Raw genomic sequence first — 17,787 nt, 5'->3', positions numbered from 1 at the left:
GCCACCCGAAGGTGGCCTTGTTGCTATCCGGCGTTTGCCTCAGATACCCAGAGAGTCGAGCAGATCGTCGTGATCGTTGCCGACCGGGGCCGCAGCCTGAGCCGGCTTGGCGGCATCCTGCTTGGCCTGGGCGATCAGCGCATCGGGATCCAGCTCTTCATGCTCCATCCCCTCATTGTGGATGCGGATGAACTCGGTTTTGTCCATCGCCAGCTCCAGATAGAAGATATTGTTGCGGGCGGTGAAGAAGGTGACGCGGCGGGACTCCGGGCTGTCGAGATTGGTATCGACACTCAGCATCACCTGCTTGTTTAGCGCCAGCATCTTCGGCTGGTTCTGGGTGATGTGGGTCTGCAGATCCCGGCCCACCTTGACGGTGAAGCTGCCGACGATCTGGTTCATCAGCTCGCCCATCACGTTGCTCACCTCGTCAGAGGTGTGGGAGATGGCGAGATCCTCCTTGGAGAGTCCCATGCTGAGCATGTAACTCTCGTACAGCTCCATGGCGGCAGCGGCGGAGAAGTTGATCACCACCAGACCGGAAAAACCGCCATCGAACAGCACGAAGCAGCCGATATCCGGTTTTAGGCAGGTCTTGCTGATCCGCTGCACCATGCCGGAAAACCGCACCTGACTCATGGTCGCGGCACTCAAAACGTCCGTCACCGAGTTGCACAGGCTGAGCAGCACATCCTCTGTGGTCAATACGGCATCGTCATCGGATCTTGTCACTATCATGGGACCTTCCTGAACATCGAAAATGGGCTTATCTATACCATAACTCTAACAGATGGCGCGGCCCGGAGACTGAAATAGCGACACGCCTCTCAGTTGACTCCGTTATCAGCAGCCACAGGGGTGAAACCGCTCAGCTTGGCGAGCCGGGCACGCCATATATCGGCCTGCTGTGCCAAAACTTGTGGCTCGTAAGGCACGACCGGATGAGCGCCCCAGATGGGACCGGGCCAGGCACGATCCGTTGCAAAGCGGGCGACATGGTGAAGATGGAGTTGCGGCACCAGATTGCCCAGCGCACCTATGTTGATCTTGTCCGGGCTGAGGGCCTGCTCCATCAGGGCGGCGACGGCGCAGGACTCCTGCATCAGCTGTTGCTGCTGCTCCGGCGCCAGATGGTGAATTTCCCGCAGGTTGGGTACTCGCGGTACCAGGATCAGCCAGGGATACTGGCTGTCTTTTGCCAGCAAGACACGGCAGAGGGGCAGATCCCCGAGCCACCGGGTATCTGCCTGCAGGCGTGAATGCAATTCAAACATGAAAACCTCGTTGAGTACGATGAACAGAGCGCCTGAAAAAAGGAGTGTCCACGTTACTGCAACGGGCAGAAAACTTAAAGCTGTGGGACGGCCCAACCGATAAAGCGCTTGCGCAAGGCAGGATCGGCCTGGAGGAACAACTGCTGCAACTGCCCTTCCAGCTCGCTGGCAGCCACAACGGGTTGCGCCCCGCTGGCGATCGTGGCAGTTGGCTGCGTAGCAACGGCGCCAGCCGTCAGCGCCGCCTTGCCGCCGCTGCGGTTGTATTCAGCCAGTTTCCCGTTCCAATCCACCCCAAGCAGCATGCCGCTGGTCACCAGCGCGTCCCGCTGGATGGCAAGCGCGCGGCCATTCTCCTGCAACGCCACCACAGGAGCCTTGGCATACGCCTGCATCCCCCGCTCGTCTCCCGGTACGCTGGCCGTCAGCTGCAAATGCTGATTGCTGCCCTGATAGCGCACCACCTGCGGCTCGGAGCGTACCTGCCGATCATTCTCGCTGCTGCTGCGACTGGGGATCACCCCCTCGAAGCGCACCAGCAGTTGCTGCTCGCCATCCGCCAGGGTGGCATGCTGCTCATCCTGCAAGGTACCGTTGCTCACCGCGAGGATGCGGAAATTCTCCGGCACCTTCACTTCCACCATGGCCTGTACACTGCCGGCCCCCAACACTGCACAGAGCAGTACAAAACCGGTCAACCCTCTATTACTCTTCATTCCCGCTGATCTTCCTGATGCCGATGATGGGCGCAGGGTAGCAGCCGAAGATGACAGAAAAATAACGCCGCTCAGAGCAGGTAGTGGGGTCGCTCGGCAAACCACTGGGCCAGCACCTGCTTGAACAACCGGATCTTGCGTGGCACCCGTCGCTGCTGGGCATGCAGCACATGGAGCTGATGCAGCCCGCTCTGCCACTCATCTAGCACGGTCACCAGCTCCCCCGCCGTCAGCTGCGATTCCACCAGCATCAGCGGGCACTTGGCATAGCCCATACCGGCGCGCGCCAGTTGCAACACGGTACTGTAGTGGTTGGCCCGCACCTTGCCCTGCACCAGAATGTGGGCCTCCTCCCCCTCACGGATAAAGTGCCACTGCTCCCAGGCCGGATTGTGCCCCTGCAACAGACAGTTGCGCCCGCTCAGCTCATAGGGAGTGGCGGGACGCCCCTCCCGCGCTACAAGCGCGGGGCTGGCCACCACCACATCCTTGAGCCGCCCCAGCGGCAGGGCCACCAGATTGTCCGGCACCTCGTTCATGGCGCGCAGGGCGATGTCGTTCTCCCCCTGACTCATGTCGACCATCTGGTTGGTGAAATTGAGTTCCACCTCCACTCCCGGGCAGAGCGTGGCAAAGCTGGTCAGCAGCTCGCTCACCATCCGATCGCCGGTGCTGACCGGGCAGGTAAAGCGCAGGCGACCGCCATCCTCTTCGGTCAGCGCCTGAATATCCTGCTCCGCCTGCCGAGCCAGCGCGAAGATCTCCCCCGCCTGCTGGTAGAGGGTCTTGCCCGCCTCGGTCAGACTGAGGCGGCGGGTGGTGCGCTGCAACAGTTGCGCATTGAGGGAGGACTCTAGCGCGCTGACGTGGCGACTCAGCATCCCCTTGCTGACCCCCAGCGTATCGGCCGCAGCCGAGAAACTGCCGCGCAGCACCACCTCATAAAAGCTGGCCAGATGGGCGATATCCATCATTAGCTCCAATATGGAAACAATGGGTTTATTTTACGCGCTTTTTCGCATTTTCTGTTGCGCTAGAATCGATACATCCCAACCAGGAGTGATGCAGATGAAAATTGTGATTGTGGGTGCCTCCGGCACCGTCGGCTCCGCGGTCAGTGAACTGCTTGCCAAAGATCATCAGGTGATCCGGGTCGGCCACAGCCGTGGCGATGCCACGGTCGACATGCGCGATCCCGCCTCCATCAAGGCGCTGTTTGCCCAAGTGGGCCAGTTTGATGCACTGGTTGTCGCCAGCGGCAGCGTGGCCTTCAACGGCCTGACCGAGATGACCGACGAGCAGTGGCAGGTGGGACTGGAGAGCAAGCTGATGGGCCAGATCAACCTGACCCGAGCCGCCATTCCCTATCTAACTGACAAGGGTTCCATCACTTTGATCAGCGGTATTCTAAGCGAGGAGCCGATCAACTGGGGGGTGAGCGCCAGCACCGTCAACGGCGCCATCGATCACTTTGTGAAAGCGGCCGCCTGCGAACTACCCAGAGGCCTTCGCATCAACGTGGTAAGCCCGACCGTGCTGGCGGAGTCGATGGACAAATACGCCGACTTCTTCCCGGGGTTCGTGCCGGTGCCAGCCGCCAAGGTGGCGCAGGCTTACAAGAAGTCGGTGTTGGGCATTCAGACAGGTCAGGTGTTCAGGGTCAACGGCTGATCGCCGCTCGCTTGCCGCCAGACCAGCAATAAAAACGGGCCCCGTAGCGGGGCCCGTCTGTTTCTCTGCCTATCTCCTTCGCTATCAGCAAACGTTTGTTTGTTGACGACAAAAAAAGAGAGCAACCCTTAGTCGATCAGACCGTACTGATCGCGCAGCACCTCGATGATCTCCTGCTTGGGATTGGCAGAACGCGCCAGCTTGTGGCCGATGATCTTCTCTGCGATCCCGACATAGGTGTTGGAGATATCCATCATCACTTCGGTCGGCAGCTTGTTGTCGCGGGCCAGGGCAAAACGTTCCGGCATGCGGTTCTTGTTGAGCAGGATGTCCGGATCCGGGAAGTGGTTGAGCAGCCACTGACGGAAACCCTCTTTGGACTTCTCGACAATCTGACCGTCGCGCAGGGCCGCGCCATCCCAGATACGGGAGCTGTCGGGGGTGCCCACTTCATCCATGTAGATCAGCTTCTCGTTGCCTGCCGCATCGTGGACGTAACCAAACTCGAACTTGGTATCGACGAAGATCTGATCCAGCCCGGCCAGCGCGTCGCTGATGACGTTGAAGCCCTCTTTGAGCAGCACTTCGTAGCGGTCGATGTCGGCCGGTTTGCTGAAGTTAAAGCCCTTATAATGGCGCTCGATATCGGCACGGGAGACGTTGACGTCATCGGCTTCCGGCACGCCATCCAGCCCTGTCAGCACGCCCTTGGTGGAGGGAGTGATGAGGATCTCCGGCAGTTTCTGATCCTTTTTCAGCCCTTCCGGCAGGGTGATGCCGCAGAACTCGCGCTCGCCATCCTTGTAGGCACGCCACATGGAGCCGGTGATGTACTGGCGGGCAATCGCCTCGATCATCACCGGACGGGCTTTTTGCACGATCCAGACGAAGGGGTGCGGAATATCCAGAATGTGGCTGTCGGCCAGTCCCTTCTCCTTGAACAGCTTGAACCAGTGGCTGGAGATGGCGTTGAGCGCCGCCCCTTTGCCCGGTACGCCGTTCAGGCCATCCTCACCTTGCCAGATGCAATCGAAGGCCGAGATGCGATCGCTGATCACCATGAGGGCGAGGGGCGCATCGGCCGGCACATCATAGCCTTTCTCTTTTATGAGCCGGGCACTGTCTTCGGGGGTCAACCAGTAGACGCTGCGCACTTTGCCGGAATGGACAGGTTTATCGGTACGGATCGGCAAATCGTCATTCACCGCCAATACTTGATCTGCAAGACTCATGGCTAATAACACTTCCTGTTTGTGGGGGGTAAACATCGCGAGTTACTCACCTGCGCGCTCTGTTTGCAACGGGCTGGCAAGGGGGCTCGCATCATCGAAAACCGCTCGGAATCCCCGCGTTTTCAGGGGGATTTTGATAACAAAACAGGGGCACAAGGCCCCTGTATTTATTCTGCTTTTGCTGCTGCCTGATCGGCCAGCCCCTTGGCGAACGCCTCGGACAGGCTGATATACATCTGGGAGATAATCCCGGACGATACCGGCTTCTTGTCCTTGTCGAACAGGGTGATGGAAGTCTTGCCTCCCGCCATTTCGCCAAGCTGGAAGCGGTATTTCTCCTCCTCCAGTTTGAACGGCTCGCTCCCTTTCGCCTTCCAGAACTCGGCACCCGGCTCTTCGTACTCGACGTCGATCCAGCCCAGTGACTGCTGGGTATCCTTGATGGTGAAACCATAAGCGGGCAGTACCTGATTAAGGCGACGCCACACCTGATCAAAGGAGCCTTCGGCAATCCAGGCGCTCAGCTCGTTGTTGTCCAGACCCAGTTGCAGACCCATGCCATCGTTGAACTTGTGCTGCTCGCGGGCTTTCAGCTGGCTGTCGTAATAGAGCGAGAACTGGTTCAGCACTCGCGCGGCATAGCGCTGAGCATCGGCAGGGGTCAGCTTGTTGCTGGTCTCACCGTCGATGGTCTCTTCGTGATCCAGTACACGGACCGACATGTTGACGGCGTGGCGCTGGGCGTCGTTGCGAACGGTGAACTGGTAACGCTGACGGATTTTGAAATCTTCGTCATCTTCACCCCAGCCATCGAGAGCGACCGTGTTGTCAAACCAGCCGGTCTGCAATACGCCATCCTGCTGATCCAGCTTCTCGGTGGTGACCTTGTATTTGGCCAGGAAGTTCATCAGGAACGACCAGGTATCGCGCTCCACGCTCTGGCTGGTGCTCAGGGCATAGAAGGCAACGGTCGGTTCGGTTGCACTCTGCACCACCTGACTGCCCGGTACCACGGTCAGCAGTTGGGCGGGTGGGCGCACATCGACCTGGGCGCCGAGGGCACCTTCACGGCTGCTCTCGGGAAGCGGCGGGATGTCGTACTGGCTGTTGAAGGTGGGGGCACTCAATCCTGCGGGGATCAAGAACGCGCGGCCCTCGAGGCGGGCATCTTCATAACCGAAGTCGCGGTTGGCCATTTTGCGATCCTGGGGGGTGCTGCAACCGGCCAAGACGGCCACAGTCGCAACGCTCAGCACCAGACGGGCTCTATTTCCCTTTCCATTAGATTTAAACACTCGCCATCAACTCCGCTGTGGTCAGTGCTCGCGCCATCAGCTGTTCGCCCTCGGGGGTGAGGTCAACCAGCGGCAGGCGCAAGGTGGCTGTTGCAATCAACCCCAGTTGGGCACAGGCCCATTTCACCGGGGTGGGGCTCGGTTCGCAGAACAGAGTCTTGTGCAACGGCATCAAGAGATTGTTGATGTCATGCGCCTGCCCGGCATCACCGGCCAGCGCAGCACGACACATGTCGGCCATCTGGGCCGCTGCAATATTGGTGGTGACAGAAATCACGCCATCGCCACCTTGCAGCATAAAATCACAACCAGTGGCATCGTCGCCACTGTAAAGGGCAAACTCCGGCCCGCACAGCTCGCGCAGCAGCGGGGTGCGGCTCAAATCGCCGGTTGCCTCTTTCAAACCGATAATGCCGGGAACCTTGGCCAGACGGGCCACGGTCTCCGGTTTGAGATCGCAACAGGTGCGACCGGGCACATTATAAAGAATTTGGGGCAGACCACTAGCCTCGGCGATCGCACAATAGTGGCGATAGAGACCTTCCTGAGTGGGCTTGTTGTAGTAAGGAGTCACCGAGAGGCCTGCCACCACGCCGGTTTTGGCCAGTCGTTTGGTCAATTCAATGGCATGGGCAGTATTGTTGGAGCCGCAACCGGCGATGACGGGAATGCGTCCGGCGGCATACTCAACGGTCTTTTCAACGACGGCGATATGCTCCTGCTCGCTCAGGGTCACCGATTCCCCTGTGGTACCCACCGCAACAATGGCGCTGGTCCCGGCGCTGACATGATAGTCGACCAGTTTGGCCAGACTGGCCCAATCGACTTCACCTGAAGCCAGCATGGGGGTAACGAGCGCAACAATACTACCGCGTAACATGGACTTTTCTCCCGATTTTCAGGGGCGTAATGGTAAAGCTGACCCCTTTGAAAAACAAGGGAGAGAGGGGGCAAGCCGTGATACCATCCGGAACAAAAAGTAATGGACGAAAGTCGGCAGCGTCCCTCAGGGAGTGGTCATCAGGGCCGGAGGGTTGGCTTGCCAGCGCGGCTTTCGCAACGAAATAACGGACGAGAGAAGATTTATGACTCACTACCTGGTCGTAACGGCCATCGGCACGGACAGGCCTGGCATCGTCAATGAAGTGACCCGCCACGTCAGTGGCTGTGGTTGCAACATTGTGGACAGCCGCCTTGGCATCTTCGGCAATGAATTTACCTTTATCATGCTGCTCTCGGGCGACTGGAACAGCATGATGCAACTCGAAATCAGCCTGCCCCTGCGCAGCCAGGAGTGGGATCTCATCACCATGATGAAACGCACCGAACGCCACCAGTCCCTGCAGTATGACGTCCGCGCCAGTGCCGACCTGTTGATCCGCGACGAGCCCGGCATCGTAAGCCAGTGCACCCAGTTCTTCAGCGAACATGGCTGGAACATTCAGGCGATGCAATCCATGACCTTGGAGCAGCAGCCGTTCAACCTGCTGAAGATCAGTTTTCAGCTCAATCTGGCCAGAGAGGGTGAAGTGGAAGGTTCGCAAACCGCCTTCGCCGAATTCTGTCGTCAACTGGGTGCCGAATCGTTCGAGTTTATCGTCAATCGCAAACACGCCTGAGGGCGTTTTACCCGAGGAGACCCCATGCAACCACTACAAGCTGGCAGCCCCGCCCCCGATTTCTCCCTGCCCGACCAGAATGGCAATCAGGTCAGCCTCGCTGGCCTGCGCGGCAAGAAGGTGCTGGTCTATTTCTACCCCAAGGCGATGACCCCCGGCTGCACCACCCAGGCCTGCAGCCTGCGCGATGTGAACGCCGAGTTGGCCGCCCTCAATGTGGTGGTGCTTGGCATCAGCCCTGATCCGGCCAAACGGCTGAAAAAGTTCGAAGAGCGGGACCAGCTCAACTTCACCCTGCTGGCTGATGAAGACCACGCCGTCGCCGATGCCTTTGGCGTCTGGGGCCCGAAGAAATTTATGGGCAAGGAGTATGACGGCATTCACCGCCAGAGCTTCCTGATCGACGAAGAGGGCAAGATTGCCCACCACTTCGACAAGTTCAAAACCAGCGATCACCATCAGGTGGTACTGGATTTCCTCAAGGGATAACCCTCCCCTGCGTCATTGAAAGGCCTGCCATGCAGGCCTTTTTCGTCTGCTCAGCCGCCCCTTGCCAGCGGATTTTTCTCACCAACTCCCCCGCCCAGATCAAAAAATTCATTTTATATATGGGTTAACGTGGCCCCAGAATCATCTTCCAGCGAGATATCCCATGAACATGAGCAACACTGAGCGTTTGATCCTGAGCAACCAGTACGAAATTCTGGCGAAACTCAATCCGGAGAAAGCGGACGTCTACCAGCGCGCCAGCACCATCATCGAGCGCGGCTACTGCCTGCAGATCCTCGAGTTGGAGAAGAGCTTCGGCCATCTGGATCTGGCGACCTGCCAAGAGGTGATCGACACCCTGGAGCTGCACCACGCACTGGCCATCTCATGGGGCAATCTGGATGCAGCCGATCAGGGCGAGATCAACGCCAGTAGGCTGGAGTTCAACGGCTACAGCCGCAGCCAGGAGCGTGAGCTGGCTGACTACGTCTGCTTCCTGCTGGAGGTGGACAAGCGCTTCCCCGAGCTCAAGTGCCCGTGCGACGAGCTCTCCAGCGACATCGCAATGCGCGACAAGTACCAGCGGATGCTGCAGGTGTGGCGTCAGTGCCCCCGCCAGTACAAGCTCTCCATCCAGGAGATCCGCAAGGTGCTGGCGGCCTGATCCCTCACGCCGACCGCAACAAAAAAGGCGCCACTGGCGCCTTTTTGCATCTGAAACGGGTTATTCGTAGAGAAAGGATTTATCGAGCTGCTGGAAGGCGGCCTTGAGGGTATCGGCCAGCTCTTCATAGCGCGGTTGTGACACCAGCTGACGACGGCCACCCTGCTCGTTCATCTTGCCGTTGATCTCCCGATACCAGCTCGCTAGCGACGGAGGTAAACGGGTGTCGGCACGCTGGCCGAGCCAGTAGTAGCCTTGCAGCGGCAAGCTGAGCAGAAACAGCACCGAGGTGATGACAGAGGGCCAGTAGTGCAGCTCGCCAAACTGGAACTGCAGCATCACGCTCAGCACCGCCAGCGCGGGGATCACCTTGAGGGCGAACTCGGTCGCCTTGATCACCCGATTTTCAGGAAACATCGAATTGAGCTCGGGACGGCGCGGCCAAAGCGTCATATAATGGCGGCCTTGCTGTAACTTAGTTCCAAAAATGTTCATGCTCATACTACCTCCGAGCGCTTTTTGAACGTACCAACGGCAAAACCTCGACAAAATTTGATGCAAAGTAACAAAGGTTGAGGATGACTTTGTTATTTTTCAACAATCGGGTTATCCTTTGTACGCCCATTTTTGCGTCAAAAGCTTCTTGCTATTGACCTGTCAGGGACGTCTGGATTTCGGGTCTTGTATCACTATACAAGGGGCAAGCAACAGATTGCCAACCCTCATAAGGATAAGTTGAAAGTTTTTGGCCGCACCGCGTCCAACGCATCCGCCTACACAACCCAATCTGCGATAGGATTTATTCATGAGTAAGCTGGTTCTTGTTCTTAACTGTGGCAGCTCTTCCCTGAAGTTTGCCGTCATTGACGCAACCACCGGTGATGACCTGCTGTCCGGCCTGGCCGAGTGCTTCAACCTCGACGATGCCCGCATCAAGTGGAAACTGAATGGCGAGAAAGGCAGTGCCGATCTGGGCGCGGGTGCCGCTCACCAGGAAGCGCTGGACTTCATCGTCAACAAGATCCTGCCGCTCAATCCGGAACTGTCCAAGAACCTGATCGCCATCGGTCACCGTGTTGTTCACGGTGGCGAGCGCTTCACCTCTTCCGTTGTCATCTGCGAAGACGTGATCGCCGGCATTGAAGCTGCTGTTCCGTACGCACCCCTGCACAACCCGGCTCACCTGATCGGTATCCGTGAAGCTCGCCGAGTATTCCCGGCGCTGGCTGACAAGAACGTGGCCGTATTCGATACCGCGTTCCACCAGACCATGCCGGAAGAAGCCTTCCTGTACGCCCTGCCGTACAAACTCTACAAAGAGAACGGCATCCGTCGCTACGGCGCTCACGGCACCAGCCACTACTACATCAGCCTGGAGGCTGCCAAGCAGCTGAACAAGCCGGTTGAAGAGCTGAACATCATCAACTGCCACCTGGGCAACGGCGGTTCCGTCTGCGCCATCAAGAACGGCAAATCTGTTGATACCTCCATGGGCCTGACTCCGCTGGAAGGTCTGGTGATGGGTACCCGTTCCGGTGATCTGGATCCGGCCATCATCTTCTTCCTGCACGACAAGCTGGGCATGAGCGTTGCTGATATCAACACCATGCTGACCAAAGAGTCCGGCCTGCAGGGTCTGACCGAAGTGACCTCCGACTGCCGTTTTGTTGAAGACAACTACGACAGCAAAGAAGAAGCCAAGCGTGCTATGGACGTTTACTGCTATCGCCTGGCCAAGTACATCGGCGCCTACGCTGCCGCCATGGACGGTCGTCTGGACGCCGTTGTTTTCACCGGTGGTATCGGTGAAAACTCCGCCCCGATCCGTGAAATCACCCTGAACAAGCTGGGTCTGCTGGGCTTTGACGTTGATCACGACGCCAACCTGAAGGCTCGTTTCGGCAAGGGTGGCGAGATCACCAAGGCTGGTTCTACCAAGGCCCTGGTTATCCCGACCAACGAAGAGTGGGTTATCGCCCACGACGCGCTGGAACTGGTCGGCGCTTAATTGACGCAGTAACTCGAGGCCGCCCACCAGGGCGGCCTTTTCCTGATCCCAAAAAATGAACAAGGGGTATAAAGTGGCACGCACTATTATGCTTATCCCGGTCGGCACTGGTGTCGGCGTAACTTCCGTGAGTCTGGGCGTTGTTCGCGCCATGGAGCGTCACGGTGTCAATGTCAGCTTCTTCAAACCGGTTGCCCAGCCGCGTCCGGGTGAAACCGGTGCCGAGCGCTCAACCGCCGTTATCCGCGCTGCTGCCAACATCAATCCGCCCGAGCCCTTCACCCTCTCCTACGCCGAGAACATGATCAGCTCCAGCAACACCGACATCCTGCTGGAAGAGATCGTTGCCCGCTTCGAAGAGCACGTGAAATCCAGCGGTGCCGAAGTGCTGGTTGTCGAAGGTATGGTGCCGACCGACAAGCAGCCCTTTGCCAACAAGCTGAACTACGACGTTGCCAAGGCGCTGGATGCCGACATGGTATTCGTGACCCACCCTGGCCATGACTCCAGCCAGAAGCTGAAAGAGCGCATCGAACTGGCCTGCTCCAACTTCGGTGGTGTCAACAACCCCCGTATCGTTGGCTGCGTGATCAACAAGGTTGGTGCGCCGGTTGACGAGCATGGCGTAACCCGCCCTGACCTGACCGAGATGTTCGAAGCCCATCACCACGCTTCCGACGCCGCCCACAACCTGGAAGTGCTGCAAGTGTTTGGCAAGAGCCCGCTGCGCATCCTCGGTTGCATCCCCTGGAACACCCAGCTGATCGCCCCGCGTGCCAAGGATCTCGCCAAGCATCTGGCTGCCAAGATCCTGCACAAGGGTGAGCTGGACAGCCGTCGTCTGCAGACCGTGACCTTCTGTGCCCGCTCCATCCACAACATGGTCGAGCACTTCCGTCCGGGCAGCCTGCTGGTGACCTCCGGCGACCGCTCTGACGTCATCGTCTCTGCCTGCCTCTCCGCCATGAACGGCGTCAAGCTGGGCGCCCTGCTACTGACCGGTAACTATCATCCGGAGCCGCAGGTAATGGCGCTGTGCCAACAGGCCATGGCCACCGGCCTGCCGATCATGATGACCGGTACCAACACCTGGCAGACCGCCGTCAGCCTGCAGAACTTCAACGTCGATATTCCGGAAGATGACCGCGAGCGTATCGAGCTGGTACAGGACTACGTCGCTGGCCACATCGACAAACACTGGATCGAGTCGCTGACCATCAGCTCTACCCGTTCCCGTCGTCTGAGCCCGCCGGCATTCCGTTATCAGCTGACCGAGCTGGCCCGTCAGGCCAACAAGCGTGTCGTGCTGCCGGAAGGCGACGAGCCGCGCACCATCAAGGCTGCCGCCATCTGTGCCGAGCGTGGCATTGCCCGTCCGGTGCTGCTGGGTAACCCGGAAGAGATCCGTCGTGTTGCCGAGCAGCAGGGTGTAGTTCTGACCGATCGCGTCGAGATCATCGATCCGGCCGTTGTACGCGAGCGCTATGTGCCGCGTCTGGTCGAGCTGCGCAAGAACAAGGGCATGACCGAAGTGGTTGCCCGCGAGCAGCTGGAAGACAACGTGGTACTGGGTACCATGATGCTGGAACGCAATGAAGTTGACGGCCTGGTATCCGGCGCGGTGCACACCACTGCCAACACCATCCGTCCGCCGATGCAGATCATCAAGACCGCTCCGGGCTCTTCCCTGATCTCCTCCATCTTCTTCATGCTGCTGCCTGACCAGGTGCTGGTCTACGGTGACTGCGCGATCAACCCGGATCCGACTGCCGAGCAGCTGGCCGAGATCGCCATCCAGTCCGCCGACTCCGCTGCCGCTTTCGGCATCGAGCCGCGCGTCGCCATGATCTCCTACTCCACCGGTACCTCTGGTGCCGGTGCCGATGTAGAGAAAGTGCGTGAAGCGACCGAGCTGGCCAAGGCCAAGCGCCCCGACCTCATCATCGACGGCCCGCTGCAGTACGACGCGGCCATCATGGAGAACGTGGCCAAGTCCAAGGCACCGAACTCACCGGTTGCCGGTAAAGCCACCGTGTTCGTCTTCCCTGACCTGAACACCGGTAACACCACTTACAAAGCGGTACAGCGTTCCGCTGACCTGGTCTCCATCGGCCCGATGCTGCAAGGCATGCGCAAGCCGGTCAACGACCTCTCCCGTGGCGCCCTGGTTGACGACATCGTCTACACCATCGCCCTGACCGGTATCCAGGCTGCCCAGGCTGACGAACAAGCTTAATCAGCATCAGCCTGAAAAAACCGATCACAAAGGCTGCTCATCCCAGGTGAGCAGCCTTTTTTATTGGTTCTCTCTTTGAAGACCAGTGAAACATGCCATCCGCACTTTGTTGCGCAGAATAATTCCATACGGCACCTCCACAACGGTTTGATCAGAGCATCTCGGAGAAGTTTGCTCGTCAAATCAAAGACGCATCTGAAATACATTCCAGATCATAAGGTTGGCTATACGGCGGCATTCATGGCTAAGCGCTTATAGCAAATCCGCCACCATCGGCATGAGAATTTGACCTGTTAGAAATAGCAGTAAAAAAGACCCGTTCGATACGCTATTTCTCAAACTGCCTACTCGGCAAAATCCAACATCATGGAGGAATGGAAATGCTGATGAAGAAGCTCTCTGCAATCATGCTGCTGGCCTGCTTGCCCCTGTTCAGCCAACCTGTGTTGGCCGCAGATAAGGCAGCACCCAAGCAAACAACCACAGCCGAGGTCGCCAAGGAGACCGGCAAGCTGAACATCAATACGGCCACCCTTGCCGAACTCACCAGCCTGAAAGGGATTGGCGACAAGAAGGCACAAGCCATCGTCGACTATCGGGAAAAACAGGGAAAGTTCACCTCGGTCGATCAGCTGGCAGATGTCAATGGCATTGGCCCGGCCACGCTGGAAGCCAACCGTGACATGATCATCGTCAAATAACGTCCGAGCTCTGCATATACGAATGGGGTAGCCTGTGGCTGCCCCATTTTTCTTGGAGTATCATGGCCGCACTTTAATCCCGCTGGATAGTTTTCCATGAAAAAGACTCCTCTGACAGTTCGCAAGGCCGTGCTCCCGGTAGCCGGTCTGGGTACCCGTATGCTGCCAGCCACCAAGGCCATCCCGAAAGAGATGTTGCCGGTGGTCGACAAACCGCTGATCCAGTACGTAGTGCGCGAAGCCATCGCCGCCGGGATCAAGGAGATCGTGCTGGTCACCCACTCGAGTAAGAACTCCATCGAAAACCACTTCGACAAGAGTTTCGAACTGGAAGCGACCCTCGAGAAGCGAGTCAAGCGTCAGCTGCTGGAAGAGGTGCAACAGATCTGCCCGAAAGACGTCACCATCATGCACGTCCGTCAGGGTGAGGCCAAAGGTCTGGGCCACGCTGTGCTCTGCGCCCGCCCGCTGATCGGTGACAACCCCTTCGCCGTGCTGCTGCCGGATGTACTGATTGATGAAGTGGCCAGCGACCCGAAAAAAGACAACCTGGCCGAGATGGTGCACATGTTCGAAGAGAACCAGATCAGCCAGATCATGGTGGAAGCGGTTCCCGAGAGCGAAGTGGACAAGTATGGCATCGCCGACATCAAGGGCGAGGCCCTGAGCGAGGGGATGTCCCTGCCGATGCAGGCCATTGTCGAGAAGCCGCCCCGTGACGAAGCCCCCTCCAATCTGGCGGTGGTGGGTCGTTACGTCCTCTCCTCCAATATCTGGCCGCTGCTGGAGAAGACCCCGGCCGGTGCCGGTGACGAGATCCAGCTGACTGACGCCATCGCCATGCTGATGGAACAGGAGCAAGTCAACGCCTACTTCATGAAGGGCAAGAGCCACGATTGCGGCAGCAAGCTCGGTTACATGAAAGCCAATGTGGAATATGGTGTGCGCCATCACGAGCTGAATGGTGAATTCATCGGCTGGCTGAAGCAGTTCGTCAAGCAGTTGTAATCGCTGATAAATCTGTTTTTTATAGACGTATTTAAGGGGCATCAAATGATGCTCCTTTTTCATTTTTGCAACAAAAAATCAATCAAGAGTAAATAAACTCTCAGCAAATCATAATGTTGTAATTTATTCACACATGCTCTATAAGGATTGAGGCGTGTTTCTCGCCCTTGCATAAAAAACTCAAAAAAATATAAGACACAGGTGGAAGTTCCAATGAATAACCCGTCAAAAGGGACCTTTTTAGGTCACCCTAAAGGGCTTTTTTTGCTCTTTAGTACCGAACTGTGGGAGAGATTCTCCTATTACGGCATGCGTGCCGTGCTGGTGCTCTATCTGACCGACCTGACTGCCAACGGCGGTCTGGGCTGGAGTCAGGCAGATGCCCTCAAACTCTACGGTATCTATACCGGTCTGGTTTATATCACTCCGCTGATCGGCGGCTGGCTGGCTGACACCTTCCTGGGTCAACGTCGCGCCATCCTGATCGGTGCCGTGCTGATGGCCGCAGGTCAGTTCACTCTGGCACTACCCCACGCCATGTTCCCGGATATGGTCAACACCATGTTCTACGCGGGCCTCGCGTTGCTGATCGTGGGTAACGGCCTGTTCAAACCGAACATCTCCACCATGGTGGGTGACCTCTATGAAGAGGGCGATCATCGCCGTGATGGTGCTTTCACCATCTTCTACATGGGTATCAACCTGGGTTCCCTGCTGGCAGGCGTGATCTGTGGTGCTGCCGCTACGGCCTACGGCTGGCAAGCCGCCTTCGTCGGCGCCGGTATCGGTATGCTGCTCTCTCTGGTGATCCAGGCCACCATGGCCCAGCGTTTCCTGGGTGACATCGGTCGCGTCACTGCCGCCCAGCGCGCAGCCGCCCTGCGTACTACCGAACAGAAAGCACCGCTGACCAAGCAGGAAGTGGATCGCATCAAGGTTATTCTGGTACTGGGTCTGTTCACCATCATCTTCTGGGCCGGTTTCGAGCAGGCCGGTGGTCTGATGAACCTCTACACCCAGGAGTATACCGACCGCATGATCGGCAGCTTCGAAGTGCCGACCGCCTGGTTCCAGTCCCTGAACCCCTTCTTCATCATCACTCTGGCACCGGTCGTTGCGGCCATCTGGATCAAGCTCGGCAAGAAAGAGCCGAACTCTCCGGTGAAATTCGCCATGGGTCTGCTGTTCCTGGCTATCGGCTTCCTGTTCATGGTCGGTGCCGTGCTGCAGCAGGGTGGTGACAACACCGTCAAGACCTCCATGTTCTGGCTGGTAGGTGCTTACCTGTTCCACACCCTGGGCGAGCTCTGCCTCTCCCCGATTGGCCTCTCCATGGTGACCAAGCTGGCTCCGCTGCGTCTGGCTTCCCTGATGATGGGTGCCTGGTTTGGCTTCGTTGCCCTGGCCAACTACGCTGCGGGCTTTATCGGCTCCTTCGTGGGTGAAGCCGGCCCGATCGCCATCTTCGGTGGCATCGCCCTGGCGGCGGTACTGAGCGCACTGATCCTGCTGACCATGGCCAACCGCCTGGTTTACTGGATGCACGGTGCCGAAGGCCCGGCCAAAGAGCCGCAAGCTCAAGAGAAGAAACTACAATCCGCCACCGTCTAAACGGTCAGGATTGTAAACAACAAACAGGGCGCCAATAGGCGCCCTGTTTGTTTTGGCCTGTTTATCAGGCGGCATCAGTGATGACGAACCTGCACATCCAGCGAGCCGCCGCTGTCGCTGCGAAACTGCAGGGCGAACGGTTCATGCCAGCTGCGTTTGTGCAGGGCGTAGTGGCTACTGCGCATCAGGCCAAGGGGCAAGCCGCCGGAGCGCATCAGCCAGTGGGGAGAGGTAAGCCCGGCGTTGGCAAACACCAACCCATCATGCTGATCAAACAGCAGCGCCGCCATGGCAAAAGAGTGGCGAAGCCCGGACGCCATCAACTGATGGTTGAGGTAGTCGAGCAACCGGTGCGGCTGGCTCAGCAACCGGCTCTCGTTCTGCTGAAACTGGCGATAGGGGACGTTCATCAAGGAGCGCACCAGTGCCCCACAAAATGCCGCATCCGTCCCCATGATCGGCAGCTCCATCACCAGCACCAGCAGCTTGTCTTCCACCTTGAAGGTATCGGGAATAAACAGCTGCCCCAGCCCCTTGAACGTGACCTGCCAGGGGCCCCACTCCTGCAAGCCCGGCGGCTTGAGCCCCGCCAGCAGACGGCTGGCCGCCTTGTCGTGGGCACTGAAATAGTCGATGTGATCCATCAGCTCCAGTTGCTGCGTCCGGTTGGCGCTGCCGTTGAGACACTGTTCGATACTGCGCTCGACCAGCGCGTAATCCTCAAGGGGTTTGAGCAGATAGTCCCGCGCACCGGCACGCAAGGCGCTGGCGACCGCCTCCATGGTGCTCTGGGCCGAAATAACGATCACCGGGATATGGGGATAGCGCGCAGAGAGGCAGGCGATCACCTCGTGGCCATCCATATTGGGCATATTGAGATCGCAGAGCACCACATCGGGATGGTAGAGGGCCGCCGCCGATAGCCCCTCAATACCATCTTCGGCCTGAAAGACCGTTGCCCCGTCCCGTGCGAGGTAACTCACTAACGAGTGGCGAAAAACAGCTTCGTCCTCCACCATCAGGATCCGTAGCCCGGCTCTTAACATCTTGACAAAGCTCTTATTAGTCAATTGGTTATTTAGGTATTAAGACTAGTTCAAAAGTCCGGTATCCGCGGAAACGATGTGTCAAAAATAGACCTTGGTCAGATTCTGAAATACAGATAGCTCTATTAACAACCACATAGCAGTGCCGTATCTCCTCGTTATGTCGCAACCCCATCCGAATTGTGCAAGTTGGCGCCATAAGGGATAATGCCCCCCA

General features: G+C 58.0%; 18 protein-coding genes. 9 read left to right on the top strand and 9 right to left on the bottom strand.

Annotated features, from left to right (window positions below):
• Positions 1-39 precede the first annotated feature (39 nt).
• From AB5Y83_RS10745 to AB5Y83_RS10730, 4 genes are all read right to left on the bottom strand, one after another.
• Positions 40-738, bottom strand: a complete 699-nt coding sequence (locus AB5Y83_RS10745) for a DUF3334 family protein (protein WP_279488884.1) — start codon at positions 736-738, stop codon at positions 40-42.
• A gap of 89 nt (positions 739-827) precedes the next feature.
• Positions 828-1,274, bottom strand: coding sequence for an HIT domain-containing protein (locus tag AB5Y83_RS10740; protein WP_368175143.1), 447 nt, complete (start codon positions 1,272-1,274; stop codon positions 828-830).
• Positions 1,275-1,348: 74 nt separating this feature from the next.
• Positions 1,349-1,990 (bottom strand): DUF2057 domain-containing protein, encoded by a 642-nt coding sequence (locus tag AB5Y83_RS10735; protein WP_368175142.1) that lies wholly within the window; start codon positions 1,988-1,990, stop codon positions 1,349-1,351.
• Between the two features lie 71 nt (positions 1,991-2,061).
• Complete coding sequence (locus AB5Y83_RS10730; protein WP_368175202.1) at positions 2,062-2,961, bottom strand: LysR family transcriptional regulator; 900 nt, start codon at positions 2,959-2,961, stop codon at positions 2,062-2,064.
• Positions 2,962-3,058: 97 nt separating this feature from the next.
• Here AB5Y83_RS10730 and AB5Y83_RS10725 point away from each other — a divergent pair, with 97 nt between their 5' ends.
• On the top strand, positions 3,059-3,661 hold the full coding sequence (locus tag AB5Y83_RS10725) for a short chain dehydrogenase (RefSeq protein ID WP_021231956.1): 603 nt from the start codon (positions 3,059-3,061) through the stop codon (positions 3,659-3,661).
• A 128-nt stretch (positions 3,662-3,789) separates the two neighbouring features.
• Here the strand turns inward: AB5Y83_RS10725 and AB5Y83_RS10720 are convergent, their stop codons facing one another.
• The 3 genes from AB5Y83_RS10720 to dapA all read right to left on the bottom strand — a co-directional run bounded on the left by AB5Y83_RS10720 (position 3,790) and on the right by dapA (position 7,068).
• Entirely contained in the window at positions 3,790-4,893 is a 1,104-nt protein-coding gene (locus tag AB5Y83_RS10720; RefSeq protein ID WP_368175141.1) for a phosphoribosylaminoimidazolesuccinocarboxamide synthase, read from the bottom strand.
• A 167-nt stretch (positions 4,894-5,060) separates the two neighbouring features.
• Complete coding sequence (gene bamC / locus AB5Y83_RS10715) at positions 5,061-6,188, bottom strand: outer membrane protein assembly factor BamC (protein ID WP_368175140.1); 1,128 nt, start codon at positions 6,186-6,188, stop codon at positions 5,061-5,063.
• Positions 6,181-7,068 carry a 4-hydroxy-tetrahydrodipicolinate synthase gene (gene dapA, locus AB5Y83_RS10710; protein WP_113740504.1) on the bottom strand — a complete coding sequence of 296 codons (888 nt, stop codon included), beginning with the start codon at positions 7,066-7,068 and terminating at the stop codon, positions 6,181-6,183. Before dapA ends, bamC begins: the two co-directional genes overlap by 8 nt.
• A gap of 205 nt (positions 7,069-7,273) precedes the next feature.
• Here dapA and AB5Y83_RS10705 point away from each other — a divergent pair, with 205 nt between their 5' ends.
• The 3 genes from AB5Y83_RS10705 (at position 7,274) to AB5Y83_RS10695 (ending at position 8,960) form a co-directional block, all read left to right on the top strand.
• Positions 7,274-7,807, top strand: a complete 534-nt coding sequence (locus AB5Y83_RS10705; protein WP_005349229.1) for a glycine cleavage system protein R — start codon at positions 7,274-7,276, stop codon at positions 7,805-7,807.
• Between the two features lie 24 nt (positions 7,808-7,831).
• Positions 7,832-8,296, top strand: a complete 465-nt coding sequence (gene bcp / locus AB5Y83_RS10700; protein WP_005358255.1) for a thioredoxin-dependent thiol peroxidase — start codon at positions 7,832-7,834, stop codon at positions 8,294-8,296.
• 163 nt (positions 8,297-8,459) lie between these two features.
• Complete coding sequence (locus tag AB5Y83_RS10695; RefSeq protein ID WP_005341125.1) at positions 8,460-8,960, top strand: YfbU family protein; 501 nt, start codon at positions 8,460-8,462, stop codon at positions 8,958-8,960.
• Positions 8,961-9,020: 60 nt separating this feature from the next.
• On the opposite strand, the gene yfbV is transcribed toward AB5Y83_RS10695, so the two are convergent.
• Entirely contained in the window at positions 9,021-9,461 is a 441-nt protein-coding gene (gene yfbV / locus AB5Y83_RS10690; RefSeq protein WP_005339116.1) for a terminus macrodomain insulation protein YfbV, read from the bottom strand.
• A gap of 304 nt (positions 9,462-9,765) precedes the next feature.
• Here yfbV and AB5Y83_RS10685 point away from each other — a divergent pair, with 304 nt between their 5' ends.
• From AB5Y83_RS10685 to AB5Y83_RS10665, 5 genes are all read left to right on the top strand, one after another.
• The gene (locus tag AB5Y83_RS10685; protein ID WP_005349210.1) at positions 9,766-10,968 is read left to right on the top strand and encodes an acetate kinase; all 1,203 of its coding nucleotides are present in this window, start codon (positions 9,766-9,768) and stop codon (positions 10,966-10,968) included.
• 55 nt (positions 10,969-11,023) lie between these two features.
• Positions 11,024-13,204 carry a phosphate acetyltransferase gene (gene pta / locus AB5Y83_RS10680; RefSeq protein WP_041210398.1) on the top strand — a complete coding sequence of 727 codons (2,181 nt, stop codon included), beginning with the start codon at positions 11,024-11,026 and terminating at the stop codon, positions 13,202-13,204.
• Between the two features lie 380 nt (positions 13,205-13,584).
• Positions 13,585-13,905 (top strand): ComEA family DNA-binding protein, encoded by a 321-nt coding sequence (locus AB5Y83_RS10675; protein WP_107682607.1) that lies wholly within the window; start codon positions 13,585-13,587, stop codon positions 13,903-13,905.
• A gap of 96 nt (positions 13,906-14,001) precedes the next feature.
• Complete coding sequence (gene galU / locus AB5Y83_RS10670) at positions 14,002-14,913, top strand: UTP--glucose-1-phosphate uridylyltransferase GalU (protein ID WP_005339121.1); 912 nt, start codon at positions 14,002-14,004, stop codon at positions 14,911-14,913.
• A gap of 213 nt (positions 14,914-15,126) precedes the next feature.
• The gene (locus AB5Y83_RS10665; protein WP_021231963.1) at positions 15,127-16,524 is read left to right on the top strand and encodes a peptide MFS transporter; all 1,398 of its coding nucleotides are present in this window, start codon (positions 15,127-15,129) and stop codon (positions 16,522-16,524) included.
• 74 nt (positions 16,525-16,598) lie between these two features.
• Here AB5Y83_RS10665 and AB5Y83_RS10660 read toward each other — a convergent pair whose 3' ends face one another.
• Positions 16,599-17,570 carry a response regulator gene (locus tag AB5Y83_RS10660; protein WP_368175139.1) on the bottom strand — a complete coding sequence of 324 codons (972 nt, stop codon included), beginning with the start codon at positions 17,568-17,570 and terminating at the stop codon, positions 16,599-16,601.
• Positions 17,571-17,787: the final 217 nt, after the last annotated feature.

It is taken from the genome of Aeromonas sp. R5-4, assembly GCF_040908215.1.
Classification (GTDB): Bacteria; Pseudomonadota; Gammaproteobacteria; order Enterobacterales; family Aeromonadaceae; genus Aeromonas; species Aeromonas veronii.
This window is presented reverse-complemented; position numbering and strand designations above follow the sequence as displayed.